This window comes from Cycloclasticus pugetii PS-1 (assembly GCF_000384415.1).
Lineage (GTDB): Bacteria > Pseudomonadota > Gammaproteobacteria > Methylococcales > Cycloclasticaceae > Cycloclasticus > Cycloclasticus pugetii.
The window spans coordinates 1,915,232-1,940,193 of record NZ_ARVU01000001.1 but is presented as its reverse complement, the minus strand read 5'-3'; the positions used below and the strand labels follow the sequence as shown (position 1 = coordinate 1,940,193).

At 41.7% G+C, this 24,962-nt stretch carries 29 protein-coding genes; 18 read left to right on the top strand and 11 right to left on the bottom strand.

Going from position 1 to position 24,962, the window contains the following annotated elements:
* The first annotated feature begins 4 nt into the window (after positions 1-4).
* The 7 genes from bioF (at position 5) to CYCPU_RS0109425 (ending at position 7,332) form a co-directional block, all read left to right on the top strand.
* Complete coding sequence (bioF, locus tag CYCPU_RS0109460) at positions 5-1,162, top strand: 8-amino-7-oxononanoate synthase (protein ID WP_020162571.1); 1,158 nt, start codon at positions 5-7, stop codon at positions 1,160-1,162.
* Complete coding sequence (gene bioH / locus CYCPU_RS0109455; protein WP_332248300.1) at positions 1,150-1,941, top strand: pimeloyl-ACP methyl ester esterase BioH; 792 nt, start codon at positions 1,150-1,152, stop codon at positions 1,939-1,941. Before bioF ends, bioH begins: the two co-directional genes overlap by 13 nt.
* Complete coding sequence (gene bioC, locus CYCPU_RS0109450) at positions 1,938-2,759, top strand: malonyl-ACP O-methyltransferase BioC (RefSeq protein ID WP_020162569.1); 822 nt, start codon at positions 1,938-1,940, stop codon at positions 2,757-2,759. Before bioH ends, bioC begins: the two co-directional genes overlap by 4 nt.
* Positions 2,759-3,457: a dethiobiotin synthase gene (gene bioD, locus CYCPU_RS0109445; protein ID WP_020162568.1), complete on the top strand. Its 699-nt coding sequence runs from the start codon at positions 2,759-2,761 to the stop codon at positions 3,455-3,457. The genes bioC and bioD overlap by 1 nt, the downstream gene beginning before the upstream one ends.
* 405 nt (positions 3,458-3,862) lie before the next feature.
* The gene (coxB, locus tag CYCPU_RS0109440; protein WP_015006623.1) at positions 3,863-4,714 is read left to right on the top strand and encodes a cytochrome c oxidase subunit II; all 852 of its coding nucleotides are present in this window, start codon (positions 3,863-3,865) and stop codon (positions 4,712-4,714) included.
* A 12-nt stretch (positions 4,715-4,726) separates the two neighbouring features.
* Positions 4,727-6,307, top strand: coding sequence for a cytochrome c oxidase subunit I (ctaD, locus tag CYCPU_RS0109435; RefSeq protein ID WP_020162567.1), 1,581 nt, complete (start codon positions 4,727-4,729; stop codon positions 6,305-6,307).
* 161 nt (positions 6,308-6,468) lie between these two features.
* Positions 6,469-7,332, top strand: a complete 864-nt coding sequence (locus CYCPU_RS0109425) for a cytochrome c oxidase subunit 3 (protein WP_015006621.1) — start codon at positions 6,469-6,471, stop codon at positions 7,330-7,332.
* Between the two features lie 51 nt (positions 7,333-7,383).
* Here CYCPU_RS0109425 and CYCPU_RS12195 read toward each other — a convergent pair whose 3' ends face one another.
* Positions 7,384-7,632: a DUF2909 domain-containing protein gene (locus CYCPU_RS12195; protein WP_020162565.1), complete on the bottom strand. Its 249-nt coding sequence runs from the start codon at positions 7,630-7,632 to the stop codon at positions 7,384-7,386.
* A 124-nt stretch (positions 7,633-7,756) separates the two neighbouring features.
* Here CYCPU_RS12195 and CYCPU_RS0109415 point away from each other — a divergent pair, with 124 nt between their 5' ends.
* From CYCPU_RS0109415 to CYCPU_RS0109395, 5 genes are all read left to right on the top strand, one after another.
* A complete protein-coding gene (locus tag CYCPU_RS0109415; protein WP_232228633.1) occupies positions 7,757-8,422 on the top strand; it encodes an SURF1 family protein in 666 nt (221 codons plus the stop codon).
* The gene (locus tag CYCPU_RS0109410) at positions 8,415-8,993 is read left to right on the top strand and encodes a redox-active disulfide-containing membrane protein (protein ID WP_015006618.1); all 579 of its coding nucleotides are present in this window, start codon (positions 8,415-8,417) and stop codon (positions 8,991-8,993) included. The genes CYCPU_RS0109415 and CYCPU_RS0109410 overlap by 8 nt, the downstream gene beginning before the upstream one ends.
* 4 nt (positions 8,994-8,997) lie before the next feature.
* Complete coding sequence (locus CYCPU_RS0109405; RefSeq protein ID WP_020162563.1) at positions 8,998-9,972, top strand: COX15/CtaA family protein; 975 nt, start codon at positions 8,998-9,000, stop codon at positions 9,970-9,972.
* Between the two features lie 14 nt (positions 9,973-9,986).
* Complete coding sequence (gene cyoE, locus CYCPU_RS0109400) at positions 9,987-10,877, top strand: heme o synthase (RefSeq protein WP_020932131.1); 891 nt, start codon at positions 9,987-9,989, stop codon at positions 10,875-10,877.
* A 98-nt stretch (positions 10,878-10,975) separates the two neighbouring features.
* Positions 10,976-11,518, top strand: a complete 543-nt coding sequence (locus CYCPU_RS0109395; protein ID WP_020162562.1) for a retropepsin-like aspartic protease family protein — start codon at positions 10,976-10,978, stop codon at positions 11,516-11,518.
* Between the two features lie 6 nt (positions 11,519-11,524).
* Here CYCPU_RS0109395 and rpoH read toward each other — a convergent pair whose 3' ends face one another.
* From rpoH to ftsY, 4 genes are all read right to left on the bottom strand, one after another.
* The gene (rpoH, locus tag CYCPU_RS0109390; RefSeq protein WP_015006614.1) at positions 11,525-12,394 is read right to left on the bottom strand and encodes an RNA polymerase sigma factor RpoH; all 870 of its coding nucleotides are present in this window, start codon (positions 12,392-12,394) and stop codon (positions 11,525-11,527) included.
* 105 nt (positions 12,395-12,499) lie between these two features.
* A complete protein-coding gene (gene ftsX, locus CYCPU_RS0109385; protein ID WP_016390574.1) occupies positions 12,500-13,459 on the bottom strand; it encodes a permease-like cell division protein FtsX in 960 nt (319 codons plus the stop codon).
* Positions 13,452-14,114, bottom strand: a complete 663-nt coding sequence (gene ftsE, locus CYCPU_RS0109380; protein ID WP_015006612.1) for a cell division ATP-binding protein FtsE — start codon at positions 14,112-14,114, stop codon at positions 13,452-13,454. Before ftsE ends, ftsX begins: the two co-directional genes overlap by 8 nt.
* 5 nt (positions 14,115-14,119) lie before the next feature.
* The gene (ftsY, locus tag CYCPU_RS0109375) at positions 14,120-15,118 is read right to left on the bottom strand and encodes a signal recognition particle-docking protein FtsY (protein WP_016390575.1); all 999 of its coding nucleotides are present in this window, start codon (positions 15,116-15,118) and stop codon (positions 14,120-14,122) included.
* A gap of 76 nt (positions 15,119-15,194) precedes the next feature.
* On the opposite strand from ftsY, the gene CYCPU_RS0109370 reads away from it, so the two are divergent.
* From CYCPU_RS0109370 to ggt, 6 genes are read left to right on the top strand one after another with little or no spacing between them, the layout of a single operon-like run.
* A complete protein-coding gene (locus CYCPU_RS0109370; RefSeq protein WP_016390576.1) occupies positions 15,195-16,547 on the top strand; it encodes a M16 family metallopeptidase in 1,353 nt (450 codons plus the stop codon).
* Positions 16,537-17,856: a M16 family metallopeptidase gene (locus CYCPU_RS0109365; protein ID WP_015006609.1), complete on the top strand. Its 1,320-nt coding sequence runs from the start codon at positions 16,537-16,539 to the stop codon at positions 17,854-17,856. The genes CYCPU_RS0109370 and CYCPU_RS0109365 overlap by 11 nt, the downstream gene beginning before the upstream one ends.
* On the top strand, positions 17,856-18,437 hold the full coding sequence (gene rsmD / locus CYCPU_RS0109360) for a 16S rRNA (guanine(966)-N(2))-methyltransferase RsmD (protein ID WP_015006608.1): 582 nt from the start codon (positions 17,856-17,858) through the stop codon (positions 18,435-18,437). Before CYCPU_RS0109365 ends, rsmD begins: the two co-directional genes overlap by 1 nt.
* The gene (gene coaD / locus CYCPU_RS0109355) at positions 18,430-18,909 is read left to right on the top strand and encodes a pantetheine-phosphate adenylyltransferase (protein WP_015006607.1); all 480 of its coding nucleotides are present in this window, start codon (positions 18,430-18,432) and stop codon (positions 18,907-18,909) included. The genes rsmD and coaD overlap by 8 nt, the downstream gene beginning before the upstream one ends.
* Before the next feature lie 4 nt (positions 18,910-18,913).
* On the top strand, positions 18,914-19,171 hold the full coding sequence (locus CYCPU_RS0109350) for a YfhL family 4Fe-4S dicluster ferredoxin (protein WP_015006606.1): 258 nt from the start codon (positions 18,914-18,916) through the stop codon (positions 19,169-19,171).
* Between the two features lie 4 nt (positions 19,172-19,175).
* Entirely contained in the window at positions 19,176-20,864 is a 1,689-nt protein-coding gene (ggt, locus tag CYCPU_RS0109345; protein WP_232228632.1) for a gamma-glutamyltransferase, read from the top strand.
* 41 nt (positions 20,865-20,905) lie between these two features.
* Here ggt and CYCPU_RS0109340 read toward each other — a convergent pair whose 3' ends face one another.
* The 6 genes from CYCPU_RS0109340 to CYCPU_RS0109315 all read right to left on the bottom strand — a co-directional run bounded on the left by CYCPU_RS0109340 (position 20,906) and on the right by CYCPU_RS0109315 (position 24,960).
* Positions 20,906-21,319, bottom strand: coding sequence for a CBS domain-containing protein (locus tag CYCPU_RS0109340; RefSeq protein WP_020162561.1), 414 nt, complete (start codon positions 21,317-21,319; stop codon positions 20,906-20,908).
* Complete coding sequence (locus CYCPU_RS0109335) at positions 21,316-21,666, bottom strand: P-II family nitrogen regulator (RefSeq protein WP_015006603.1); 351 nt, start codon at positions 21,664-21,666, stop codon at positions 21,316-21,318. The genes CYCPU_RS0109340 and CYCPU_RS0109335 overlap by 4 nt, the downstream gene beginning before the upstream one ends.
* Before the next feature lies 1 nt (position 21,667).
* Complete coding sequence (locus CYCPU_RS0109330) at positions 21,668-22,462, bottom strand: DUF1538 domain-containing protein (protein WP_020162560.1); 795 nt, start codon at positions 22,460-22,462, stop codon at positions 21,668-21,670.
* Positions 22,462-23,196: a DUF1538 domain-containing protein gene (locus tag CYCPU_RS0109325; RefSeq protein WP_015006601.1), complete on the bottom strand. Its 735-nt coding sequence runs from the start codon at positions 23,194-23,196 to the stop codon at positions 22,462-22,464. The genes CYCPU_RS0109330 and CYCPU_RS0109325 overlap by 1 nt, the downstream gene beginning before the upstream one ends.
* 98 nt (positions 23,197-23,294) lie before the next feature.
* Entirely contained in the window at positions 23,295-24,110 is an 816-nt protein-coding gene (gene mutM / locus CYCPU_RS0109320) for a bifunctional DNA-formamidopyrimidine glycosylase/DNA-(apurinic or apyrimidinic site) lyase (protein WP_015006600.1), read from the bottom strand.
* A complete protein-coding gene (locus CYCPU_RS0109315) occupies positions 24,103-24,960 on the bottom strand; it encodes a DUF4340 domain-containing protein (RefSeq protein WP_020162559.1) in 858 nt (285 codons plus the stop codon). Before CYCPU_RS0109315 ends, mutM begins: the two co-directional genes overlap by 8 nt.
* Between the last annotated feature and the right edge of the window lie 2 nt (positions 24,961-24,962).

Below are 24,962 nucleotides of genomic sequence, written 5' to 3'. Positions count from 1 at the left end.
TTGTATGGATCCTTGGGAGTTAGCAACAAAGCTCGATGAGTTAAAGCGTCAGCAGCGCTATCGCTTGCGCAAAACAATCGAAAGTCCTCAAGGTGCAAGTGTCCAAATGGCTGGGCAAATGTTCGATAACTTTTCGAGCAATGACTACCTGGGGTTAGCAAATCATCCGTCGGTTATTAAAGCATTTCAACAAGCTGCTGAACGTTACGGTGTTGGAAGTGGTTCTGCGCATTTGATTTGTGGCCATAGTGCCGAACATCATGCGCTTGAGGAAGAACTGGCAGAATTTACCGGGCGTGATCGCGCGTTGATTTTTTCAACTGGCTATATGGCAAATCTAGGCGCAATATCGGCAATGGCTCATAAAGGCGATGAGATTTTCCAAGATAAACTTAATCATGCATCACTGATCGATGGCGGAAGACTTTCTGGTGCTCAGGTTAAACGGTTTGTTCATGGTGATATGGGGCAGTTAAAGCAATTGCTCGAAGGCTCATCAACTCGCAGAAAGTTGGTCGTTAGTGATGGCGTGTTTAGTATGGACGGTGATGAAGCCAACATGCAGGACTTGGTTGGTCTAACGGAAACCTCAAATGCAATGTTGATGATTGATGATGCGCATGGGCTAGGGGTGTTGGGTGAAAAAGGTGGTGGGTTATTGGAAGCATGCGACTTAAATCAGCAACAAGTCCCCATTTTGATGGCGACGTTAGGCAAGGGCTTGGGAACATCAGGGGCTTTTGTTGCAGGTAGTGAAGAACTTATCGAAACGTTGATACAGCAAGCGCGTACCTACGTTTTTACCACTGCAATGCCGTCAGCGGTAATGGCAGCCACCAGACAAAGTTTAAAAATTTGCCAACAAGAAACATGGCGCAGAGAAAAGTTACGGCATTTGGTCGCTAGGTTTAGGAAAGGCGCCGAGCAATTAGGGCTTAACTTAATGCCTTCGCAGACACCTATCCAGCCGATTATTCTTGGTAGTAATGAGGCGGTCATGGCTGCGGGTGAGTATTTAAAAGAGAAAGGTGTTTTAGTGGGCGCTATTCGTTATCCAGCGGTTAAAAAAGCGAGTGAGAGGCTAAGAATTACGTTATCGGCAACCCATACGGACTCACAAGTTGATAATTTACTGCTGGGTTTGGAGGAATTGTTCTGTTAACAGCATTAAATATACAAGAATCGGGTGAAGGGCCAAATCTTGTGTTAGTACATGGCTGGGCCATGAATAACTTGGTTTGGAATAATTGGTTAGCTCTTTTGGAACAGTCCTTTCGTGTTATTTGTGTTGAGTTGCCGGGGCACGGAAACAGCAAGTATAACGAGCCATGGCAGATGAGTGACTTGCTGGAGATGATGGCGGCACAATTACCTCAGCAGTGTAGTTTTTTGGGGTGGTCATTAGGCGGGTTGGTTGCCTTGGCTTATGCAGATCACTTCCCGAAGCGTGTTAATCGGCTTGTCATGTTGGCGAGCACACCAAAATTCGTACAATCTGCCGACTGGCAGCCTGCCCAATCTAAAGCAGTATTTGATGTTTTTTCTAATCACTTGAAAAGAAAGCCGCTGCCAACTATGAAACGCTTTGTTAAATTGCAAACAGATGGTGGTGAACCATCTCAAACAATCGAGAGGTTTCTAAAGTCGGTGTTACAGGTGCGCAGTGAAACATCAACAAAAGGATTGATTAGCGGTTTGGATATTTTATCTCAGGCTGACTATCGGCTTGCGTTAAAAAAACTAAACTGTCCGACTATGCTGTTGCTTGGGGAGAAGGATCAATTGGTGCCAGTTGAGGTAGCAGATGAGTTCGCACAAATTAATCCTCGTGTTGCTGTGTGTGTCATAGAGGGCGCCACACATGTTCCTTTTTTGTCACACCCGAATGAGGTATCACAAGAGTTAGTACGATTTATGTCTGCTGGAGATAGGGAGTTATGAGCGTTGGCGGGTTTCAAAAAGTTACTTATAGTAAAGAAATGGTGCGTCAATCATTCGACTCAGCGTCACAAAACTATAACGAACATACCTCTCTTCAACGGCTGATTGGTGATCGCTTACTTTTACACAAAAAAGCTCAAAATCATGCGAATCAAAGCGTTCTTGATATTGGCGCTGGAACGGGCTATTTAACCAAGAAATTATTTGAGTTAAATGAAGTGAAGGATGTGTATGCTTTAGATATTGCAATTGGTATGTTGAAGCATGCACGTCATTATTTAGGGACTTTGCAGGCGAAAGGCGTTATATGTGCCGATGCTGAAAAGTTACCACTGAATGATGGCGTTATGGATGTGATTTATTCTAATCTGGCATTTCAATGGTGTGAAAACTTGGAGAAAGTGTTTGCTCAAGTACATAGGGTGTTACAGCCGAAAGGTTTGTTTGTGTTCAGCACATTTGGGCCTGCAACATTGACTGAGTTAAAAAGCTCATGGCAGCAAAGTGATAAGGCGGTACACGTTAATTCGTTTGTGGGTGAAGAAGTGATTCGGCAAGCGCTTCAACGTGCTGGTTTTTACGACATAACGATACTGACGGATAATATTGTGAATTATTACTCATCACCAAAACAATTGATGGTGAGCCTGAAAGGGATGGGAGCACACAATATGAATCAAGGACGACGGCTTGGTTTAACAGGTGTTAAATCATTTAAGGCTATGCTCAAAGCGTATGAAAGTTTACGAACAGAGCAAGGGGTCCCTGCCACTTTTCAGGCAGTTTATGTTTATGCTAAAAAGGTGGGTAAAGTTTAATGTTAAAGAGTTTTTTTATTACGGGTACCGATACGGATGTTGGAAAAACTTATGTCGCGGCTGCCTTAATAAGAGGTTTAGCAGAGCGTCAGTTGACGGTGTCTGGTTTTAAGCCGGTTGCTGCTGGTGCTACATGGCAGGATGGTCAATTTAAAAATGAAGACGCAATTGATTTAATGCGGGAATCTACGGCAGGGCTGGGCTATTCGGATGTAAACCCTTATTGTTTTGAACCAGCCATAGCACCGCACATTGCGGCGGAACAAGAAGACATGGTCATTAACTTGCCAGACATTGAGGCGGTTTACGCAAAACATAAGTTGGCAGCTGATATGGTGATAGTGGAGGGAGCCGGAGGTTGGATGGTTCCGCTAAATGATCAGCTTGGTTTTGATGATTTGGCGTTAGCGCTTAATGCTCCGGTTATTCTAGTCGTTGGTTTAAAGCTTGGGTGTATTAATCATGCGTTATTGACTGAGGCTGCAATTTTGAACAAGGGGTGTCGGATTGCAGGTTGGATCGGTAATGACCTAAACGGTCAGTTTATGGAGATAAATGAAAATATACGGACATTAAAGCAGCGAATGAAATCTAAATTTATAGGCAATATTGAATATCAACCAGATAAAGACAAAAAGAGTGCTGTGGATCAAAGAAAGATAAAGGGTCTACTTGATTATTTGATTGAATTTCGTTAAATTGCGAGGCCATACTGTCTTATGCTTGGATAGATGAAAATTAATGGGTAAAGTCGGTAGAAGTCATTGATAGAATGCCTGACACTAACACTCAGATTTTCATGGGTATTCTGAAAATACTATATATTTTTAATTGATTTTACTTTGTATATCTTAAGTGAGTGAAGGAGAACGAACTCACTCGGATAAAAGTAAAATCGTTAGTTGTTAAATAAATATTACTGGAGACGTCACTATATAACTGACGCCCAGAGACCTTGTCTTACAAGGTAGTAACATTAAATTGAGGTCGGATGCTTTTGTAACTAAAAGTAAACGAAAAGTTGGTGATGCGACATTTGAAAATGCTAATCGTGTCAATATCAAATTAGTTTTGAAAGATAAAAAATAAGGGAGGCAGTTTCTGTGATTAAACTAAAGCAACTTTTTGCTGGTGGCACTGTATTGACGTTGATGTCAGGCATCGCCCAGGCGGACTATGGGTTGAATTTACCGGTGGGTGTAACTGAGACGAGCAAGCAAGTTCATGATTTGCATATGTTGATCCTATGGGTCTGTGTAGCGATTGGCGTGGTTGTTTTTGGTGCGATGATTTATTCGATGATTTATCACCGTAAATCACGCGGTGCAGTGGCATCACAGTTTCATGAAAGCATGGCGGCAGAATTGGTGTGGACAATTATTCCATTCATCATTCTGATTGTTATGGCTATTCCAGCGACGAAAGTGTTGATTGAAATGCATGACACGTCTGAAGCTGATATGAAAATCAAAGTAACCGGCTACCAGTGGAAATGGCGTTATGAGTATGTCGGTGAAGGCGTAGACTTCTTTAGCACATTAGATGTTGCCAGTAACGAAGCACGTCAAGTTGGTTCAGAAATTGATCCAGCCACTGTTGAGAATTACTTGTTAAATGTTGACAACCCATTGGTGCTGCCTGTGGGCAAAAAAGTAAGTTTCTTATTAACAGCAAGTGATGTTATCCACTCTTGGTGGGTACCAGATTTTGGCTGGAAGAAAGATGCGATCCCTGGTTATATTAATGAAGCTTGGGTTGTAGTGGATAAACCAGGTATTTACCGAGGTCAATGTGCTGAGTTATGTGGTCGTGACCATGGTTTTATGCCTATCGTTGTTGAAGTCAAATCTGAAGAAGATTATGCAGCGTGGTTAGCCGAACAGAAATCAGGGGTTAAGGGAGCGAAAATAGCAGCACTTGACGCGCTTAATCCAAGAGACTTAAAAGATAATTAGGAGATTCAGATAATGGCGACTGTTATAGATTCACATGATGATCACCACGATCATGGTCCAGCAAAAGGCTTTATGCGTTGGGTAACAACAACAAACCATAAAGACATTGGCACACTGTATTTAGTATTTGCACTAGTGATGTTTATGGTTGGTGGTGCAATGGCAATGGTTATACGCTTGGAATTATTTCAACCAGGTTTACAATTTATTGATCCAGGCTTCTTTAATCAAATGACAACTGTTCATGCTTTAGTCATGATTTTTGGTGCTGTTATGCCGGCTTTTGTGGGTTTAGCCAATTGGATGTTGCCCATTATGATTGGCGGCCCTGATATGGCATTACCTAGGATGAATAACTGGAGTTTTTGGATACTACCTTTTGCATTTACAATGCTATTGGCAACATTCTTTATGGATGGTGGTGCGCCAGCAGGTGGCTGGACTATGTACCCACCGTTAGTACTACAAGGTGGTAACGGCTTTCCATTTATGATTTTTGCGATTCATATGATGGGTATTTCATCTGTGATGGGCGCTATAAACGTTATTGTTACCATCCTTAATATGCGTGCTCCTGGCATGACATTGATGAAAATGCCTTTATTTGTATGGACTTGGTTCATTACAGCCTATTTATTAATTGCCGTAATGCCTGTGTTAGCAGGGGCAATCACAATGCTTTTGACAGATCGCTTTTACGATACAACGTTCTTTAGTGCAACGGGTGGTGGTGATCCTGTGTTGTTCCAGCATATTTTCTGGTTCTTTGGTCATCCAGAAGTGTATATTTTGATTTTGCCAGCTTTTGGTATCATTTCTGCGATTATTCCAACGTTTGCTCGTAAGCCTCTATTTGGTTACAGCTCAATGGTATACGCGACCTCGTCGATCGCATTCCTTTCATTTATTGTTTGGGCGCATCACATGTTCACAGTGGGCTTGCCGCTGCAAGGTGAATTGTTTTTCATGTACGCAACGATGTTGATTGCGGTACCAACAGGGGTGAAAGTGTTTAACTGGATTTCCACTATGTGGAAAGGCTCGATGACATTTGAAACACCCATGTTATTTGCGATTGGTTTTGTCATTATGTTTACGATTGGTGGGTTCTCAGGCTTAATGTTGGCGATTGCCCCTGCAGATTTTCAATACCATGACACCTATTTTGTTGTCGCTCATTTCCATTACGTATTGGTGACCGGTGCGGTGTATTCAATCATGGCATCTGTTTATTATTGGATTCCAAAGTGGACAGGCAATATGTATAGCGAAAAAATGGGCCAATGGCACTTTTGGCTATCTACGATATCTGTGAATGTATTGTTCTTCCCTCAACACTTTTTAGGGCTTGCTGGAATGCCTCGTCGTATTCCTGATTACTCAGTTCAGTTTGCAGAATTTAATATGTGGTCGAGTATTGGTGGTTTTGCCTTTGGCCTGTCGCAAGTATTTTTCTGCTTCATTGTTTATAAAACAATCAAAGGCGGGGAAAAAGCAACGGATCAAGTTTGGGAAGGAGCTGAAGGTCTTGAATGGACATTGCCTTCTCCAGCGCCGTATCATAGTTTTTCAACGGCACCTGAAATTAAATAAAGGTATGAGCGTCTAGCTTAAGGGCTAGACGCATTATTAATATGAAAGAACAACGCAAAAAAAAATTAATCACAGTGGCTATTTTGGTCGCTATGGCATTAAGCTTTTATTTAGGTTCTTTTATGTTCCTTACAGAATAAATAATTAGAATAGGTAAATTTATGTCTTCTGAAAACGCGTATTACGTACCTCACGATGCGAAATGGCCGATTATTGGCTCCATTGGTTTGATGTTATTTTTTGGTGGTTTTGCTGCCGAGCTAAATAATGCTCCTTCTGCATCTATTATCATGACGGTAGGTTTTTTAGTTTTGGTTTATATGATGTTTGGGTGGTTCGGCGAAGTTATTAATGAAAGTGAATCGGGTGCTTATAAAAGCAATGAAGATGCTTCTTTTCGTGGCGGCATGGTTTGGTTTATCTTTTCTGAAGTAATGTTTTTTGCCGCATTCTTTGGTGCTTTGTATTATATTCGAACATTTTCAGTGCCTTGGATAGGCGGCGAAGGCTCAGGAGCGAGTACCAATGAATATATTTGGGATGGCTTTGAGGCGATGTGGCCAACAAATGGACCAGCAAATGTAGGTGGTGAATATGAGAAAATGGGCCCATGGGGTTTGCCAGCGATCAACACACTTATTCTGTTAACAAGTGGTGTGACGGTGACTTGGGCACATTGGGGTTTAATTGCTAATAAACGTAAACAGCTTATTATCGGATTGGCGTTAACGGTTATTTTGGGCTTCGTATTCGTTGCTTTACAGGCCCTTGAATACAGTCACGGTTATAATGACTTGAACTTAACCATGGCTTCGGGCGTTTATGGCTCTACTTTTTATATGTTGACTGGTTTCCATGGGTTTCATGTATCAATGGGTGCTATTATCCTCGCAGTTATCCTTTTTCGTAGTATGAAGGGACACTTCACGCCAGAAAATCATTTTGCTTTTGAAGCAGCGGCTTGGTATTGGCACTTTGTTGACGTGGTTTGGTTGGGACTATTTGTCTTTGTCTATTGGCTATAGAGACTGAGGTTTATTTAAAAAAGGCGCTACAAGATAGCGCCTTTTTTATTGTCATTGATTTAATGGTTGTTGATTACTTTGCTGGGTGGGTATGGCAGCATGAGGCTTAATAAAGCCAAGATAAGAAAATAATAATAATGAAATGAATAGCGTTAATGATAGGCCAATTCGTAGTGCGAGTGACTTCACCACTTCTTTAGGGGAAGATTTTCTACGAGACAAATGGTAGAAAGCTTTAAAGAGGCTGTAAATAATGACGCATAATGTAAAAACAATTAGGTATTTAATGAAGGGGTTCATTGCATATTTCTCAAATTATAATGTTCCTATTGTCATTTAAACTTAGTGTAAAGACTAACAATATTTTATTATGCAATTCAAAGCGAATATATATTTAACAATACTTGCCATATTGGTTTTGTTATTGCTTCTAAGTTTGGGTAATTGGCAGCTTAATAGAGCTCAAGAAAAGCAAGATATATTAGATTTGCAGTCCATCAGAATGAACATGGAGTCTGTTGAGTTGTCAACGTTGCAGTTGAGAGCTAATAAAGGCTTACGTTACTGGCCAGTTAAGGCAACTGGTTTGTTAGACACAGATCAACAAATTTTAATAGATAATCAAGTGAAAGATGGTCGACAGGGCTACTTTGTATTAACACCTTTAAAATTAAATGCTTCAGAAGCAATTTTATTGAATCGAGGGTGGGTGCCTGCTGGACCGACTAGAGATATTTTACCAAATGTCAGTTTACCGGCTAATGAGGTTACAATTAGTGGGAAACTAGATCATTTCCCCAGTGTTGGTATAAAGCTAGATGGAGCAGATACACTGTCTAATGGTTGGCCTTCGGTAACGCAATTAATTGATGTCGATAAGGTGTCGGAACGCTTAGGTTATACTGTTTTGCCATATCAACTGTTATTAAACCAACAAGAACCTAATGGCTATGATCGTCGTTGGGTTCCAATGAAGATGGGCCCACAAAAACACCATGGCTACGCATTTCAATGGTTTGCTTTAGCGACGGCTTGGGTCATTATTTATTTTGTATTAACCATAAAACTAGGTAGAAAAAAGAATGGATAACGTCATTAAAAATAGACTTAAACTTATATTTATTGCAAGTATGTTTGCTGTGCCAGTTTTAACGGCCTGGCTATTGTTCAATAATCCACAATGGCTTGACGGTGGCAGTACTAAAAACTATGGTGAATTAATTGTACCAGCAATACCTTCTGAATTAAGTGACTACTTTGTTGGTTCAGAAGATGAGATCAAGGACTTGAAGGGGCGATGGGTTCTTGTGCATATTGATACGGATGGGGAGTGTTCTGAATTGTGTGAACAGTCTGTTCATATTGTTCAACAACTGCACGTATTGTTAAACAAAGATGCGAAGCGATTAAAAAGAGTATATTTAGACAAATCCGAACATCAAGATAATGTGTTTCTTTCACAGGCTCCTGAGTTGTTTGTTTTACGTTGGAGTGATCAGCATCTTGCAAAGTTACAAGCTAATGTTAAAAACATCAACGATGGTGATATGTTGCTGTTGGATCCTCTTGGGAACATCATGATGAAATATTCGCAAGACGCAGACCCATATGGTATTCAAAAAGACCTTAAACTTTTATTTAAGGCCTCCCAAATAGGTTAATAACATGTTCAGAAACTTAACTATTTTTGCAATACTCTTGGCCTTGTTTGTCGTTGTATTGGGCGCATATGTTCGCTTATCAGATGCAGGGCTAGGTTGCCCAGACTGGCCTGGTTGCTACGGAAGCCTCATTGTCGACGAATCGCATGAAGGTGTTGCGCATGCCGCTGAGCATTACCCTGAGCGCCCTCTAGAGGTATCTAAAGCGTGGAAGGAAATGATACACCGTTATTTTGCTAGTGGCCTAGGTCTTGTCATACTAATATTAACGATTATGGCTTGGAGGCAACCAGAGCTTGGTCAGCGAGGCTTAACGACGTTATTATTATTGTTAGTTATGTTTCAAGGGGCGCTTGGAATGTGGACAGTAACTTTGTTGGTTAAACCGGCGATTGTTATGAGTCATTTGCTCGGTGGGTTAGCAACACTTAGTTTGTTATTGTTGCTGTTGCTGCGTATTCAGACAAAACGGTTAGCACAGACAGACAAAAAAAACACTGTCAGGGGTGTTACATCAGTTGCTCTGTTAGTATTAGTCGTGCAAATTGCCTTAGGCGGCTGGACAAGTACAAACTACGCAGCGTTGGCTTGCCCAGACTTTCCGACTTGTTTTGGTACTAGCTGGAACCCAGCTGTGGATTATAAAGAAGGGTTTGTGTTATGGCGTGGCTTAGGTGTGGACTATGAGTTTGGTGTGTTAAGTAATGAAGCGCGTGCAGCTATACACTGGGTGCATCGTATAGGCGCCTTAATAACAACTATATTATTTAGTTTCTTGATATATTTACTGATCCGTTTAAGTGCCGTCAAAGAAGCAATAATGCTTGGTGCTCTATTATTTATGCAAGTAATGCTGGGCATATTAAATGTGTTGCTAAATTTGCCTCTACACGTTGCTGTCGCGCATAATGCAGTAGCAGCATTACTTTTATTAAGTGTAGTGTATGTAAGATTTAGGCTTGGTAAGCCAGTACTATAATTTAGGGTTATATTTTGAGTGAACAGATGATTAATGATTCCACTAACACTATTAGTTGGAAAAGCTATTACGAATTATGTAAGCCTAAGGTAGTCCTGCTGATTATTTTTACAGCAGTGGTTGGAATGTTTTTAGCAGTGCCGGGCATGGTGCCTTGGCAACCATTGGTATTCGGCACGATTGGAATTGGTTTGGCAGCATCTTCAGCAGCAGCGATTAACCATTACCTAGATCAAAAATTTGATGCCAAAATGGCTCGTACAAAAGGGCGACCATTACCACATGGGGATTTGAACGGTACACAGGTGCTTGGATTTGCCTTTACGATTGGTGCTATTGCAATGCTAGTGCTAATCTTTCTGGTAAATGAGTTAACGGCCTTTTTAACCTTTCTTTCATTAATTGGTTATGCAGTTATTTATACCGTTTATTTGAAGCATGCTACACCGCAAAACATTGTTATTGGTGGTGCTGCGGGTGCAGCGCCTCCTGTATTGGGCTGGAGTGCGGTTACATCGACAATTGACCCACATGCTTTATTGTTATTCCTAATTATTTTTATTTGGACGCCGCCACATTTTTGGGCACTGGCTGTTGCGCGAAGGGAGGAATACGCTAAAGCAGATATTCCGATGTTACCGGTGACTCATGGCGCCGAATTTACTAGGCTACACATTGTTTTTTACACGGTTTTATTAATATTAGTGAGTTTATTGCCGTATTTGACAGGCATGAGTGGCATGCTCTATTTGGTTAGTGCTATCGGCTTAGGTTTCGGTTTTTTATATTATGCAGTGCTGCTTAAGAAAACAGCTGATGACATTATTGCAATGAAAGCATTTAAATACTCAATTCTATATTTAATGCTGTTATTCGCCGCCTTACTTATCGATCATTATCTTTGATTTAAATAGGCAAAATATTTAATACCGTTACACATACAGCGAGTTAAATAACTACCTGTCATAATGCGGTGAGCCGTAAGTGTGTGTAATATTTGCTAATGAAAAGTGTAGAACCGAATACTAAGCTTTCAAAAATAATGGTTTGGCTAACATGGTTGGGCCTTTTAGCCATGTTAGTGATAGGCTTCGATCGATACCTTGACTTGCAAGCGAACCCCAACGAGCGCCCTGATGTTATCTATGACTTGGATGGTGTGGCTGAGGTAACGTTACAACAAAATAAACAAGGTCATTATGTAGCGAATGGCAAATTGAATGGTCATTGGGTTATGTTTGTTTTGGATACTGGAGCCACCAATATCAGTATTCCCGCTAAAGTTGCTAAACAGATGCGATTGCCGGAAGGTTACCCGCAAAGAACGCGAACCGCCAATGGTGATATTGTGGTGTATCGGGTTACGCTTGAGTCGGTTAGCCTTGGGTCGATTGAACTAAAAAATGTTGCGGCACATATCAACCCACATATGGATGGTGAGGTTGTTTTATTAGGGATGAGTTTTTTAAAGCAGGTCGAGATGATACAAGTCGGGAAACAGCTGACTCTACGCCTAAAAAGCCAAGGTGATATTCTTGGGCTTTAGGCGGTTTTAAGAGGCTCTATACTCAATTAATTCTTGCTTTACCTTATTCATCGCATTTTTTTCTAATTGACGAATACGTTCAGCAGAGACTTGATATTTATCTGCTAACTCATGCAAAGTTGATTTCTTTTCGCTTAACCAGCGCTCTGCTAAAATTGATCGACTTCTATCGTCAAGGTTGCTAAGGGCAGTATTTAAGCGAGAAGCATCGTGAGCCTCTTCGTTGTATGTTTCTAGTAAAGTAGCAGGGTCGTGTTCTTCTTTAGTCACAAATGTCGCAGGCGTATGAATCAATTCGTCTGATTCTGTGTTGTCATCTTGATGACCGTCAAAAGCCATATCAAAATTGCTCAAACGCTTTTCCATTTCGTAAACGGCAGATTTATCGACACCTAGGTCATTTGCAATAGCGTCGGCTTCATTTTCGTCTAGCCATGCTAGGTTCTTTTTGTGCTTTCTTAAGTTGAAGAACAGTTTGCGCTGAGCTTTTGTCGTCGCAATTTTAACAATACGCCAGTTTTTGATTACAAATTCATGAATTTCAGATTTAATCCAGTGTACGGCATACGAGACAAGACGAACCCCCATGTCAGGGTCAAAGCGTTTAACGGCTTTCATTAAGCCAATGCTGCCTTCTTGAATGAGATCTGGCAGTGCAAGGCCATAGCCACTATAGCTTTTGGCAATATGGATAACATAACGCATATGAGATAAAACGAGCATGCGAGCAGCTTCTAAATCATTTTCATTTCGTAAACGATTTGCTAAATCTCTTTCTTGCTCTACCGTTAACGCAGGCGCAGAGGAAACAGAGGCTATATAAGCATCTAAAGATCCAGCTGATAATTGATTAGGTAATGCTAAAGCATGAGTCATACTATCCCTCCTTTTGTGTGCTTGAATAACTTAACACTCACAATATAAGACCAGCAAGTATAACAAAGGTTCATTTTATAAAGCAATTTAAAGGCTTTATGATACTCAGTTTTCTAGTTCTGATAAGTATCGACTAACAACCAGCCATGAACCAATAATACCAAGGCTGATAGAGAAGATAACCCATAAAATAGCATGCCCTAAAGGCATAAAGCTAAGGCTGAACGAGCTATTATATAAAGCAGATAAAGAACTGGTGGGACCATCAATTAGCCACACAGATAAATTAACCAGCAAACAAGCGAAAATACCACCCAGAAAACCATACCAAAAACCACTATAGATAAATGGGCGCATAATAAAACTGCGTGTTGCACCCACTAGTCGAGTGATGTCAATTTCATCACGACGGTGTTGCAGTTCTAATCGAATAGTATTGCTAACGATTAAGAGTACAGCAAAACCCAGTAATACAGTGATAATGCTAACACCACGCTGGGCTATGTTGAGGATGCCATTTAACCGGTCGAGCCAGCCCATATCCAGTTGGACCAGTTCGATATCGGCTCGTTGTTTAAGTTCATTAACCAGGGCCTCAAGTGCCTCACGGTTGTTTAGCTGAATAATAGGGGTGATTTGGATAACATGCGGTAATGGATTGCTGGCAAGTGCGCTAATGGCTGAACCAAATCCGCTATATTGCTGAAACTCTTCTAGAGCTGCTTGCTTACTAATTAAAAGTGATTGGGTGATCTGATCATGTTCATGTAGTGCCTGACTGAGTTTGGACGCTTGCTCAAGGTTGACCGACTGATCAAGAAATAATGAAATATTGTTGTTTAAGTCAATTTGCCCGCTAAGTGATTGAAGGTTGTTAATAGAAACTAATAAACCGGACGGCAGGGATAATGTTATGGCAATGACGCTGACCGTCATCATAAAGTTAAAGGGTGCTCTTGAAAAACGACCAAGGCTGGCAAAAAAAGTATGCAAGTGAATTAGCACGTAAGCACGTAAACTAAATAGACTAGTAGGTCTTTGTACGTTTTGTCGACGACTAGCCATGATTGCTCACTATTTCACCTTGAGAAAGTACTAATGTTCGATAATTCATGCGTTCAATAAGGGCAATATCATGAGTTGCGACCAGTACAGTCACGCCCACTTGGTTAAACTGTTCAAACAATTGCATTATTTCTTCGGATAAAGCAGGGTCTAAGTTTCCTGTTGGTTCATCGGCTAAAATCATTGGCGGCCTATTAACAACTGCCCGTGCAATACCAATACGTTGTTGCTCACCGCCAGACAAAGTGATGGGGTAGCGCTTTTCTTTTCCAAGTAAATTGACTTTATCTAACGCTGCGCGAACACGGCGTTGAATTTCATGACGATCCAGTCCAGCAATAATTAAAGGTAAGGCGACATTATCAAAAACGGTACGGTCATGCAGTAAACGATGATCTTGAAATATCATGCCAATTTTACGCCGAGCATAGGGAACAAGCCGTTTGGAAAGGCGGCCAATGTTTTGGTTGTCGAGCATCACTTGACCTTGCGTGCTACGTTCAAGAATCGCGATAAGTTTTAGCAAGGTGCTTTTACCCGCACCAGAGTGGCCGGTAAGAAAGGCCATTTCGCCTTTTTCTAACTCGAAATTAACGTTTTTAAGCGCATCGGCACCACCAGGGTAACGTTTGCTGACGTTGATAAATTGAAGCATGAGCGCTAATGGTCAGTTTCAGATTTTTCAAATAGAGCCGTGGTGAACTCGGCGGCATCAAAAGGACGTAGGTCATTGATGCCTTCACCAATACCAATAAAACGAATGGGTAGTTTGAATTGATTGGCAATGGCGAAAATAATACCACCTTTTGCGGTGCCGTCCAATTTCGTAAGAGTGATGCTAGTTAGTGGGGTGGCTTTATCAAAATTCTTAGCTTGGGCGAGGGCATTTTGTCCGGTGCCTGCATCAAGAACCAGCATGGTTTCGTGTGGCGCGCTGTCATCCAGTTTTTTAATAACACGGTTGATTTTGCTTAACTCATTCATTAGGTTTGTTTGGGTATGTAGGCGGCCAGCAGTGTCTGCCAGTAAGACGTCAATGTTGCGCGCTTTTGCCTTCTCAAAGGCATCGTAAATAACCGAAGCAGAGTCAGCCCCAGTATGTTGAGCAACAACCTCAACGTCGTTACGCTTCCCCCATTCTTGTAATTGTTCAATCGCAGCGGCCCTAAATGTATCGCCAGCCGCTAACATGACACTTTTGCCCTCGGCTTGTAAACGTTTAGCCAGTTTACCAATGGTCGTCGTTTTACCCATGCCATTAACGCCGACCACTAAGATAACGAAAGGGCCGTCACTGTCAGGAATGGTTAAAGCTTGTTGGTTTGGCTCAAGGATCGATAGCATCTCTTCTTGAAGTGCTTGGGTGAGAGCCTGTGGGTCGGCTAGCTGCTTGCGCGCAACTCGCTGAGTTAAATTTGAAATGATGTGTTGAGTGGCTTCAATGCCGACATCAGCTGTTAGCAGTAACATTTCTAATTCTTCAAACAAATCGTCGTCGATTTGTTTTTTCCCTAAAAATAAATTACCTAAACCACCGGTCAATCCGCTGCGTGTTTTTGTTAACTGGTTTTTTAAGCGGCCAAAAAAACCTTCTTTAGGTTCTTCGACAGGCGGCTGCTTAGTTGTGTCGGTATCTTTCTTTTTGCCAAATCCAAACATGATATTGTGTCTATTGGTGGGAACTTTATCGTAAAATCCCTATTCTAAATTCGTTTTAAAGTTAAGTGAGAACTAAATGAAGAAGTTATTTGTGGCACTTTTTATTCTGAATATCGTTTATTCGCTGAACAGTTTTGCTTCGCCAGAAACTCTGCCTGATATGGTACACGAAAAAGTGCTAAAAAATGGCTTAAAAGTGTTGGTTAAAGAAGATCGGCGAGCACCCGTTATGGTGTCGCAAATTTGGTATAAAGTCGGGGCCAGTTACGAACATGATGGTATTACCGGTGTATCGCACGTACTAGAACATATGATGTTTCAAGGAACAGAAAACCTAGAGCCGGGTGAGTTCTCTAAAATAATTGCTGAAAATGGCGGTCGTGAAAACGCGTTTACCGGTGCTGATTATACGGCGTATTTTCAAACCATGGAGGCCTCACGCCTTGAGGTAAGTCTGCGGCTTGAGGCAGAACGGATGCAAAATTTAAAGTTGCAAGAAAAGGAGTTCAGCAAAGAGCTGCAAGTGGTTATGGAAGAGCGCCGTATGCGTACTGAAGATAAACCACGAGGTCAGGCGTACGAATACTTTAAAGCACTGGCTTACACCAGTAGTCCCTATCGAAACCCTATCATTGGTTGGATGCAGGACTTAAAAGATATGGAACTAGAGGATTTAGCGGTTTGGTATAAACAGTGGTATTCGCCAAATAACGCAACACTGGTGGTTGTCGGTGATGTTCAGCATGAGCAGGTCTTTCAGTTGGCAGAACAATATTTTGAGCCTATTCCTGCGGTCGCGTTTAAGCCGGTTAAAAAAAGAACAGAAGTGCCACAGGTGGGTGTGCGACGTAGTATTGTGAAGCAGAATGCTAAAGTCCCTTATTTATTGATGGGCTACAAAGTACCTGTGCTCAACACTGTGCAGAATGAAGAGGATGTGTACGCATTAGAGGTGTTATCCGGTATTTTAAGCGGCGGTAGTAGCGCACGATTGCCCTCAAATTTAGTACGGGGTTCTCAAGTTGCCTCCAGTGCCAGTGCAGGGTACGACATGAATGCTCGGCTACCGACATTGTTTTTGTTTGATGGTGCGCCGGCTGCAGATAAAAGCATTCAACAGCTTGAGGAGGCCTTAGTGGAGCAAATAGCAAACTTGCAAACGGATTTAATTGAGGAAAAAGAATTGAACAGGGTTAAAGCGCAAGTGATAGCGGCATCGGTGTATGAAAAAGATTCCAATTTTTATCAGGCGATGCAGTTGGGTATGCTTGAAACTGTAGGTGTTGGTTGGCAAAAAGCGCATGATTATGTTGAAAAAGTAAACGCTGTGACGGCTGAGCAAGTTCGTGCCGTTGCACAACAATATTTGATTGAAGATCATTTAACAGTCGTTCATATGCTGCCGATGGGGGACGCTAATGAAAATTAAAATAAAGGTTATAGTCAGTAGTGTTCTGTTGTTACTCAGCCCGTTATCGCTGGCTCTCCCAAGTATTCAACATTGGCAAACAAATAACGGCGTTCAGGTATATTTTGTGCCAACTGAAGGGTTGCCAATTTTAGACGCACAACTAGTCTTGCGGGCAGGCAGTTCAGCGGACGGAGATAAAAATGGCGTGGCAGCGTTAACCAGTGCTTTACTGACTCAAGGTGCAGCGGGGCTTAATGCGCAAGATATTGCAGAGCGACTAGACAGTGTTGGGGCGCAACTCAGCGCATCAACATCGCGTGACTTAACAACAATTAGTTACCGAAGCTTAACAGATGAAAAAGCGCTACAAACCTCGTGGCAGTTATTGAAAGCAGTATTAAGCAAACCGAGCTTTCCTCTGCAGGACTTTAATCGAATTAAGGCTCGTACATTACTGGGGATTAAGCAGCGCCAAGAGTCACCGGGAGTACTGGGGCAATTGGCGCTCTACCAAGAAATATATAAAAACCACCCTTATTCGCATGCAATACAAGGTGTCGAAAGTACGGTGAAAGAGATTCAAGTTAACGACTTAAAGCAGTTTTATCAGCAGTATTATGTAGCCAATAACCTTGCGGTTGTTTTAGTCGGCGGTATTTCGCGTGATCAGGCCGAACGCATGGTGGAGGAGTTGGTGGTTGATTTGTTAGCGGGTAAAAAAGCGGCGCCGATTGAAGCGGTGCTGACGCCGCAAAAAGGTAAGGTTATTCATCTAGAATATCCATCTGAGCAGACGCACTTACTGTATGGTTTGCCGGTATTACAGCATAATGATCCAGACTACTTTCCATTGTATGTGGGTAACCATATTCTCGGTGGCAGCGGGTTTAGCTCACGCATTGTTAAAGAAATTCGTGAAGAAAGAGGGCTGGCCTACAGTGCCTACAGTTACTTTCACCCGATGATTCAAAAGGGGCCGTTTGTAATGGGCCTACAGACACGTAATGAAAAAGCAAAGGAAGCGTCAATGGCTGTTAAACAAACGTTGCGAACTTTTATACAGGACGGACCAACAGATGAAGAGCTAATGGCCGCTAAGAAAAATATCATAGGGGGCTTCGCGCTTAAGTTAGACAGCAATAAAAAATTGTTAGGAAATGTGGTGAGAATCGTTGTTAGTGGTGCGCCCTTAAATTATTTAAATAGCTATATGCAGAAAATAGAAGCGGTCACACAGCAGCAAATAAAACAAGCTTTCCAAAGACATCTGAAGATGGAAAAAATGGTCATGGTAACTGCTGGCCAATCTGTCGTACAAAAAGATTAATGGCTGCTAAGGGAAACCGTGTTCGTATCATTGGTGGACAATGGCGAGGGCGTAAACTCGAATTTCCTAGTATTGACGGTTTGCGTCCAACTACAGACCCAATTCGTGAAACACTATTTAACTGGTTGCAACCTTACTTACCGCAAGCTAATTGTTTAGATTTATATGCAGGTAGTGGTGCATTAGGGTTTGAGGCGGCATCGCGTGGTGCGCGTTCTGTTTTAATGGTGGAAAAAGATATTAAGGCAATAAAGGCACTAAGGACGAATAAAGAACTGATAAAAGCAGATAATATTCAATTAATGCAACGAATGGCGTTGGATGTTTTAAACGATAAGCGTAAACAAACAGATGCGCTATTTGATGTTGTTTTTCTTGACCCACCGTTTAAGCAAGGTGAACTTAGTGAATGCGTGAAACGGCTTGAAGAAAGTGGCTGCTTATCGGATGATGCTGTTATTTATTTGGAATGCGAAAACGCGCTAAATTTAGATTTTCTGCCAAAAAACTGGACAGAGCACCGACAAAAAAAAACAGGTCAAGTGGCCTATTACCTATATCATCGAGAAGCAAATGATTAAAAAAGCAATTTACCCTGGAACGTTTGATCCGATGACAAATGGACACATTAATAGTATCCAGCGAGCCAGCAAATTATTCGATACGATAGTGGTGGCGGTTGCAAAAAGTGCAGGTAAGTCACCTTTATTTGAAAGCCAAGAGCGTTTGGATATGGCAAAACAAGCATTATGTGAATATGACAATATTGATGTGGTGTTTTTTGATGGCCTGCTGGTTGATTTAGCAAAAGAACATAAAGCCAATATTGTTGTTAGAGGCATTCGCAGCATTGCGGATTTTGAATATGAATCACAAATGGCAGGTATGAATAAAAAAATGATGCCAGCATTAGAAACGGTATTTTTAACAACCGACCCTGACTGGTGTGATGTTTCCTCGACCTTGGTGCGCGATATTGCACGGCTTGGTGGGCAGGTCAGTGATTTTGTTCCGCATGAGATTGAAAAAGCTATTTTAGCTAAGGTGAATTAGAAAAATGTCATTAATTATTACCGATGAGTGCATCAACTGTGATGTTTGTGAACCTGAATGCCCGAATGATGCGATTTTTATGGGCGAAGAAATTTACGAAATACACTCTCACCTTTGTACAGAGTGTGTCGGGCATTTTGATACGCCTCAGTGTGTGGAAGTCTGCCCCGTTGAATGTATACCAAAAGATCCGAATAACGAAGAAACTAACGATCAGCTTTTATTGAAATATCAGCAATTAATGGCGACAAATGAGGATTAAAAAAATGAAAAAAATTCTTTTTTTCACCAGTATTTTATTTGCAATAACAGCGTATGCAACCCCTGCCACACAGCTGCATCAACAAGCAGTAGCAAGTGCACACCCGGCGGCAACTCAAGCAGGACTTAGTGTGCTCAACCAAGGAGGTAATGCTTTTGATGCAGCCATTGCCGTTAGTGCGGCACTGGCAGTTGTCGAACCCTTCGGTTCTGGACTGGGTGGTGGTGGATTTTGGTTATTACATCGCCAACATGATGGTAAACAAGTGATGATAGATGGGCGTGAAGTAGCGCCTTTGGCCGCCACACGTGATATGTATTTAGACAGTCAGGGTGAGCCAATTAAGAATGCCTCGGTCGATGGGGCATTAGCTGCCGGTATTCCGGGTTTACCAGCTGCTTTAGATCATTTAGCAAAGCATTATGGAGTATTAGCACTGTCGGATAGTTTGCAGCCGGCGATAAAGCTGGCTAAAGACGGTTTTTTAGTTAACGAGCATTACCAGCGATTGGCTAAATTTCGTCAGGCGGTTTTAGCGTCAAATGACTCTGCGAAGGCTATTTTCCTAAGTGATGGAAAGGTACCTGCCTTGGGCGCAAACATTATACAAAACGATTTAGCTAATACTTTGCAGTTATTGGCAACACAAGGTTTTGATGGGTTTTATAGTGGAGAGCTTGCAGATAAGTTAGTAAAAGGTGTGCAACAAGCTGGGGGCATATGGACCAAAGAGGATTTGGCTCGATACACAGTGAAAGAGCGTTTGCCGGTGGTTGCGCATTATAAAAATATCAAGGTGACCAGTGCTGCTTTGCCCTCATCGGGTGGATTGGTGTTGTCTATTGCGCTAAATATTTTAGAACAATATGACTTGTCAACGATGGACGAAGCCACACGAATTCATGTTGTGGTTGAAGCAATGAAACGAGCGTACCGTGATCGCGCATTACATATGGGCGATAGTGATTTTGTCAGCGTGCCAGTAAGTGAGCTGAGTGAAAAGTCGTATGCTCATACTATCTCTAAAGATTTAAGGCTAGATGAGGTTACACCCAGTCAACACATTAGTGGTTTAAACGAAATTGAAGGACATGATACAACGCATTTCTCTGTGATCGATAAAAGGGGTAACCGTGTGGCGGCAACTTTATCGATTAATTACCCATTTGGTTCTGGATTTGTGCCTCAAGGGACGGGTGTTTTGTTGAATGATGAAATGGATGATTTTTCTATTAAGCCAGGCACGCCAAATGTATACGGCTTGGTGGGCGGAGAGGCAAATGCAATCGCAGCAGGTAAGCGAATGTTATCGAGCATGTCTCCAACTTTTATTGAAACAGAGGAAAAAGTGGGCGTTTTGGGTACACCAGGAGGCAGCCGAATTATTAGTATGGTGTTATTGGGTATTTTGGATGCCGAGCAAGGACATAGTCCTGAATCTTGGGTCAACTTGCCACGTTATCATCATCAATACTTACCGGATGTTATTCAACATGAGCCAGATACTTTTAAAGCAGAAACTTTGCTGGAGTTGACCGAAAAAGGCCACAAACTAAAGTCTGTTGGAAGGCATTATGGCAATATGCACGCAGTCTTGTGGGATAAAAAGTCTAATAAACTTGTTGCCGCCAGTGACCGTAGAGGATCTGGGGCAGCTATTGTTGAGTCAGTACCTTTAAGCACAGCAAAATAAATCGCGTTGCTGCGTTTTTGATGAGCTTTTTATACGGCTAATTAACAAATGCCAGTAATTTCACATAAACCATCAAGCACTAGCTGAATAGGACTAACAACACCAATAATTTTGCCTTGTTCCATAACCGGTGCGCGCATCAAATTATAGCGCGCAAATAAACGAGAACAGTAACGAATATCCATGTCGGGGTGTGCGTTAATGAGTGGCTTTTCATTTATTTCGTATACATTGACACGGTCGGGTGCTCTATCTTTTGCTAAAACAAGTCTTGCAATAATGCCCGCATTAATCACGCCATACTCATCATGTTCGTGAAATTTATCGACAAATAAAACCGAGGTTTTATTTTTTTTCATCATTCTAATAGCTGCTGTGATGGTGGCTGTTCCATCAATCATATAAAACTCGGTTTTCATCACATCGCGTACGGTGATAAGTTTTGCATCATTCATAGTTCTGTCTCTATTGATTGGGTAATTTTTTTTGCTTGATGTAGCACGCCAATAGCATCTTCAACATCTATTTGTAAGGCGATGCCGCTGCCCGGTTCTTCATCGAATAAACCCGCTCGTGATACCTCTTCGATAATTTTTCGACTTAAATGTTCTTCGACCAAGAAAAGCAAAACATCTCGTTGAGTATCTAAATTTAGACCCAAGAATGTTTTTTGCTGTTTAATACCTTCGCCGCGTGCATTATTGATAATAGTAGCGCCGGTGGCGCCTACTTCTCTAGCCGCTTTAAGGACTTTGTCAGTTTTGTTGTCATCAACAAAGACGATAATGAGTTTAAAGTGCATTTTATTCTCCTATTTGGTCTGCTTGTTTAAGTTGTGCGCGATGATTTACCCACTCAGCAAATTGTGCGTAGGCTAACACAGCCATGATGGGAAATAGGCTGGCAAAGGCAATAAGGCCAAAACCATCCATCAATGGGTTTCGGCCAGGAATGCTTGAAGCTAAACCGATACCTAATGCGGTAACTAGCGGTACGGTGACGGTTGATGTGGTAACGCCACCTGAATCATAAGCAAGGCCAATGATGAGTTTTGGTGAAAAAATAGTCTGGATAATGACAACGACGTAGCCAGCAATAATAAACATATATAAATCAATGCCGCTTACAATTCGAAATGTCCCTAGTGAAATACCAACTGCAACACCAATAGACACAGCCAACCTTAGGTACCAAGCTTTAATAGTACCACCAGAAATTTGTTGAGCTTTGATAGCAACAGCAATAAGAGCAGGTTCTGCTAATGTTGTAGCAAAGCCAATACAGCCCCCGAAAATATAAACCCAATAATAGTCTTGCCAAGCAATAGAAATACGTTGATCGGTTGTTGGGTTGATGAAGTCATGGCTGGTTAATTGTTCGGCCATGCTGGTGCCTAAAGGAAAAAGGGCTTTGTCTAAACCCACAAGAAAGAAAGTCATCCCTAGAACTACGTAAACCATTCCGGTTATTAAGTTTTTCAAATGACTAAATGGTCGTCGGATAATGACCAATTGAAAGAAAAGGATAACAAAAATAATTGGCGCGACATCACGTAAGGTACTTAAGAAAGTGCTCCACAATTCCGCCAGCAATATCATTATAAAATGACCCCGTATGCCATCACAAAAATCATCGGGGTGAGTGATGCAAAGGCAATTAAGCCAAAACCGTCAGTCATTGGATTGCGGCCCTGAATGGCTGAGGCTAAGCCAACGCCGAGAGTGGTTACCAAGGGGACTGTGATAGTAGACGTAGTAACGCCACCTGAATCGTAGGCAATACCGATAATTGATTCGGGTGCAAAAAAAGTCATCACCACAACGCCGATATAGCCTGGAATAATCAAATAATGCAGAGGCCAGCCACGAATAATTCTTAGTACCCCTAACAAAATGGCAAAGCCTACAGAGAAGGCAACGGTAAACCGAAGACCAAAAGCATAAGATTCTTTTGCTTTGTTAGTTTTCTCGATCATGCCACCTTCCGCTGCAATACGTGCTGCTTCGTCGGCAACAGCAATTAAGGCGGGTTCGGCTGCAGTGGTGCCAAAGCCTAATGAAAAGGCAAAGACTAGTAACCACAATAAGCTACCTTTCTTAGCAAACGCATAGGCCATGGTCTCACCAATGGGGAATAGGCTTTTTTCAAGACCTTGAATAAACAGCGTTAAGCCGAGTACAACAAAAGCTGTACCAATAGCAATATCCGCTATATTGGGGATGGGTTGGCGCAGAATAAATAACTGAAAAAAAAGAACCACTGAAAAAATTGGCAGCAGGTCCATAAAACTGCCGAATAATTGGTTAATAAATTTATTTTTTAACTGAAACAAGCAAACTCCCTTTAGAGCTATAACTCTATAGGAATTAGGAGGGTATGCCTAATAAAGAATTAAAAAACGTTATTGGTAGGCGTTAGCTCGTCAAGTATTTAACGTTGGCAGTGGGTGCAGTAAAAGGTCGATCGTTGAGCAATAATGATTTGTTTAATGGGTGCTTTGCACCTTGGGCAAGGTTTGTCTTTTTGCCCGTAAACATTAAGTGTTTGTTGAAAATAACCAGGGTTGCCGTCACTGTTAACAAAATCTTTTAACGTTGTGCCGCCTTGTTGTATAGCTTGCGCTAGGATTTTTTTAATGGCAAAAACGAGGTTAATCAAGCGCTTTTTAGAAACTTTGTTAGCGGCACGTTTAGGGTGAATGCCTGCCTGAAATAATGCTTCGCTAGCATAAATATTACCAACGCCGACAACGACTTGCCCATCCATAATAAAACTTTTAATGGGTGTTTTTTTTAATTGAGCCTTTGGGTAAAAATCGTCAATATTAAATGCGTCGGATAAAGGCTCTGGCCCAAGGTGTTGTATTAATTTGTGATTTTCAATGACATCTGTTGACCATAACAGCGAACCGAAACGGCGCGGATCTTTATAGCGCAAGCAGGTGTTATTACTAAAAATAATGTCAATATGCTCGTGTTTTTCTGGTGTCGTTGAAGCCTGAACGATGCGTAAACTACCCGACATGCCCAGGTGGATAATTAACGTGCCCTTATCGGTTTCAAGCAATAGGTATTTTGCACGACGTTTAACATGGTTAATGCAAAGACCCGGTAATAAGGTGGAAACTTCTGGGCTAACGGGCCAACGTAATTTTGCTTGTCGGACAATGACCTGTGAAACTTGTTTGCCTTCAATATGAGGGGCAATTCCGCGACGAGTCGTTTCGACTTCTGGTAACTCAGGCATCGGGTGTCTCCAATCTCGGTAGAGTTGTCATTTTCTTATATTTTGTATCACTAAACTGATATGCAAGTTTTTTATCATTGGAGACTAGCAAGACGCTGTCTTTTTGCTTTATTAAATGAAAGGTCAAGTTTGGCTGCTCGTAGAGAGAAATAATAATCTGTTCGGTAGGTGTGGCGTCGAATTTTGTAGTAACAGTAATAGCGCGGGCAAATCGCCATTCATCGAGAAGCATTTGAACCGCGTCTGATGAGAGCTCGTCAGTGGGTGATTGGATATTTTTCCAAGTATTATCTTCTTGTCGTTGAAGCGTTATCTCGGGTGTTTTTAAGCCAATAATCTGACCGTTATTGGGTATCAGCCGAGTGTCAATATAAGCATCAACAGGCGCGGTTAGATGATGTAAAAAAGTGTCGTCTAATAAAAATAATTGTGTGTCGTTGCTGACGTAGCGACGTGATTGAACGCTTTCTGTTTTGCCAATATTGAGTGTTTTTTTGTTAAAAGAGACCTTAACTGTTGGTGTATCTAGGCCAAATTGACTGAGTGGCTGTTTTTCTAATGGGTAGCTAGTGGTTGGTTTGATCTGAGATATTTTAAGTAACCTTTCTACCTTGCCTGCTAAGGCTAGTGTGTTGACAGGCTGGGTTAAGTACCACTGGTTTTGTAGGCGCTTTAATTCTATGGTATTAGCCGCTGTTCGCTCGATCTTAATGTGCTGAATAGTGTTGATGTCTAACCCAGCTAGGTTGTTTTTTTTAGGGGCTTCATGCCCGGGCTTTAGCCAGGCAATCATGCCTAGACAGACCACTAAGGTAATTAGTAGCAAGTTGATAAGTAGACGATTTTTCATAG

Coding starts and splice junctions, on each gene's coding strand:
- bioF (WP_020162571.1), top strand. CDS start 5: ATGGATCCTTGGGAGTTAGCAACAAAGCTCGATGAGTTAAAGCGTCAG.
- bioC (WP_020162569.1), top strand. CDS start 1,938: ATGAGCGTTGGCGGGTTTCAAAAAGTTACTTATAGTAAAGAAATGGTG.
- bioD (WP_020162568.1), top strand. CDS start 2,759: ATGTTAAAGAGTTTTTTTATTACGGGTACCGATACGGATGTTGGAAAA.
- ctaD (WP_020162567.1), top strand. CDS start 4,727: ATGGCGACTGTTATAGATTCACATGATGATCACCACGATCATGGTCCA.
- CYCPU_RS0109425 (WP_015006621.1), top strand. CDS start 6,469: ATGTCTTCTGAAAACGCGTATTACGTACCTCACGATGCGAAATGGCCG.
- CYCPU_RS12195 (WP_020162565.1), bottom strand. CDS start 7,632: ATGAACCCCTTCATTAAATACCTAATTGTTTTTACATTATGCGTCATT.
- CYCPU_RS0109410 (WP_015006618.1), top strand. CDS start 8,415: ATGGATAACGTCATTAAAAATAGACTTAAACTTATATTTATTGCAAGT.
- CYCPU_RS0109405 (WP_020162563.1), top strand. CDS start 8,998: ATGTTCAGAAACTTAACTATTTTTGCAATACTCTTGGCCTTGTTTGTC.
- CYCPU_RS0109395 (WP_020162562.1), top strand. CDS start 10,976: ATGAAAAGTGTAGAACCGAATACTAAGCTTTCAAAAATAATGGTTTGG.
- rpoH (WP_015006614.1), bottom strand. CDS start 12,394: ATGACTCATGCTTTAGCATTACCTAATCAATTATCAGCTGGATCTTTA.
- ftsX (WP_016390574.1), bottom strand. CDS start 13,459: ATGGCTAGTCGTCGACAAAACGTACAAAGACCTACTAGTCTATTTAGT.
- ftsE (WP_015006612.1), bottom strand. CDS start 14,114: ATGCTTCAATTTATCAACGTCAGCAAACGTTACCCTGGTGGTGCCGAT.
- ftsY (WP_016390575.1), bottom strand. CDS start 15,118: ATGTTTGGATTTGGCAAAAAGAAAGATACCGACACAACTAAGCAGCCG.
- CYCPU_RS0109370 (WP_016390576.1), top strand. CDS start 15,195: ATGAAGAAGTTATTTGTGGCACTTTTTATTCTGAATATCGTTTATTCG.
- CYCPU_RS0109365 (WP_015006609.1), top strand. CDS start 16,537: ATGAAAATTAAAATAAAGGTTATAGTCAGTAGTGTTCTGTTGTTACTC.
- rsmD (WP_015006608.1), top strand. CDS start 17,856: ATGGCTGCTAAGGGAAACCGTGTTCGTATCATTGGTGGACAATGGCGA.
- coaD (WP_015006607.1), top strand. CDS start 18,430: ATGATTAAAAAAGCAATTTACCCTGGAACGTTTGATCCGATGACAAAT.
- CYCPU_RS0109350 (WP_015006606.1), top strand. CDS start 18,914: ATGTCATTAATTATTACCGATGAGTGCATCAACTGTGATGTTTGTGAA.
- ggt (WP_232228632.1), top strand. CDS start 19,176: ATGAAAAAAATTCTTTTTTTCACCAGTATTTTATTTGCAATAACAGCG.
- CYCPU_RS0109340 (WP_020162561.1), bottom strand. CDS start 21,319: ATGAATGATGCAAAACTTATCACCGTACGCGATGTGATGAAAACCGAG.
- CYCPU_RS0109335 (WP_015006603.1), bottom strand. CDS start 21,666: ATGCACTTTAAACTCATTATCGTCTTTGTTGATGACAACAAAACTGAC.
- CYCPU_RS0109330 (WP_020162560.1), bottom strand. CDS start 22,462: ATGATATTGCTGGCGGAATTGTGGAGCACTTTCTTAAGTACCTTACGT.
- mutM (WP_015006600.1), bottom strand. CDS start 24,110: ATGCCTGAGTTACCAGAAGTCGAAACGACTCGTCGCGGAATTGCCCCT.
- CYCPU_RS0109315 (WP_020162559.1), bottom strand. CDS start 24,960: ATGAAAAATCGTCTACTTATCAACTTGCTACTAATTACCTTAGTGGTC.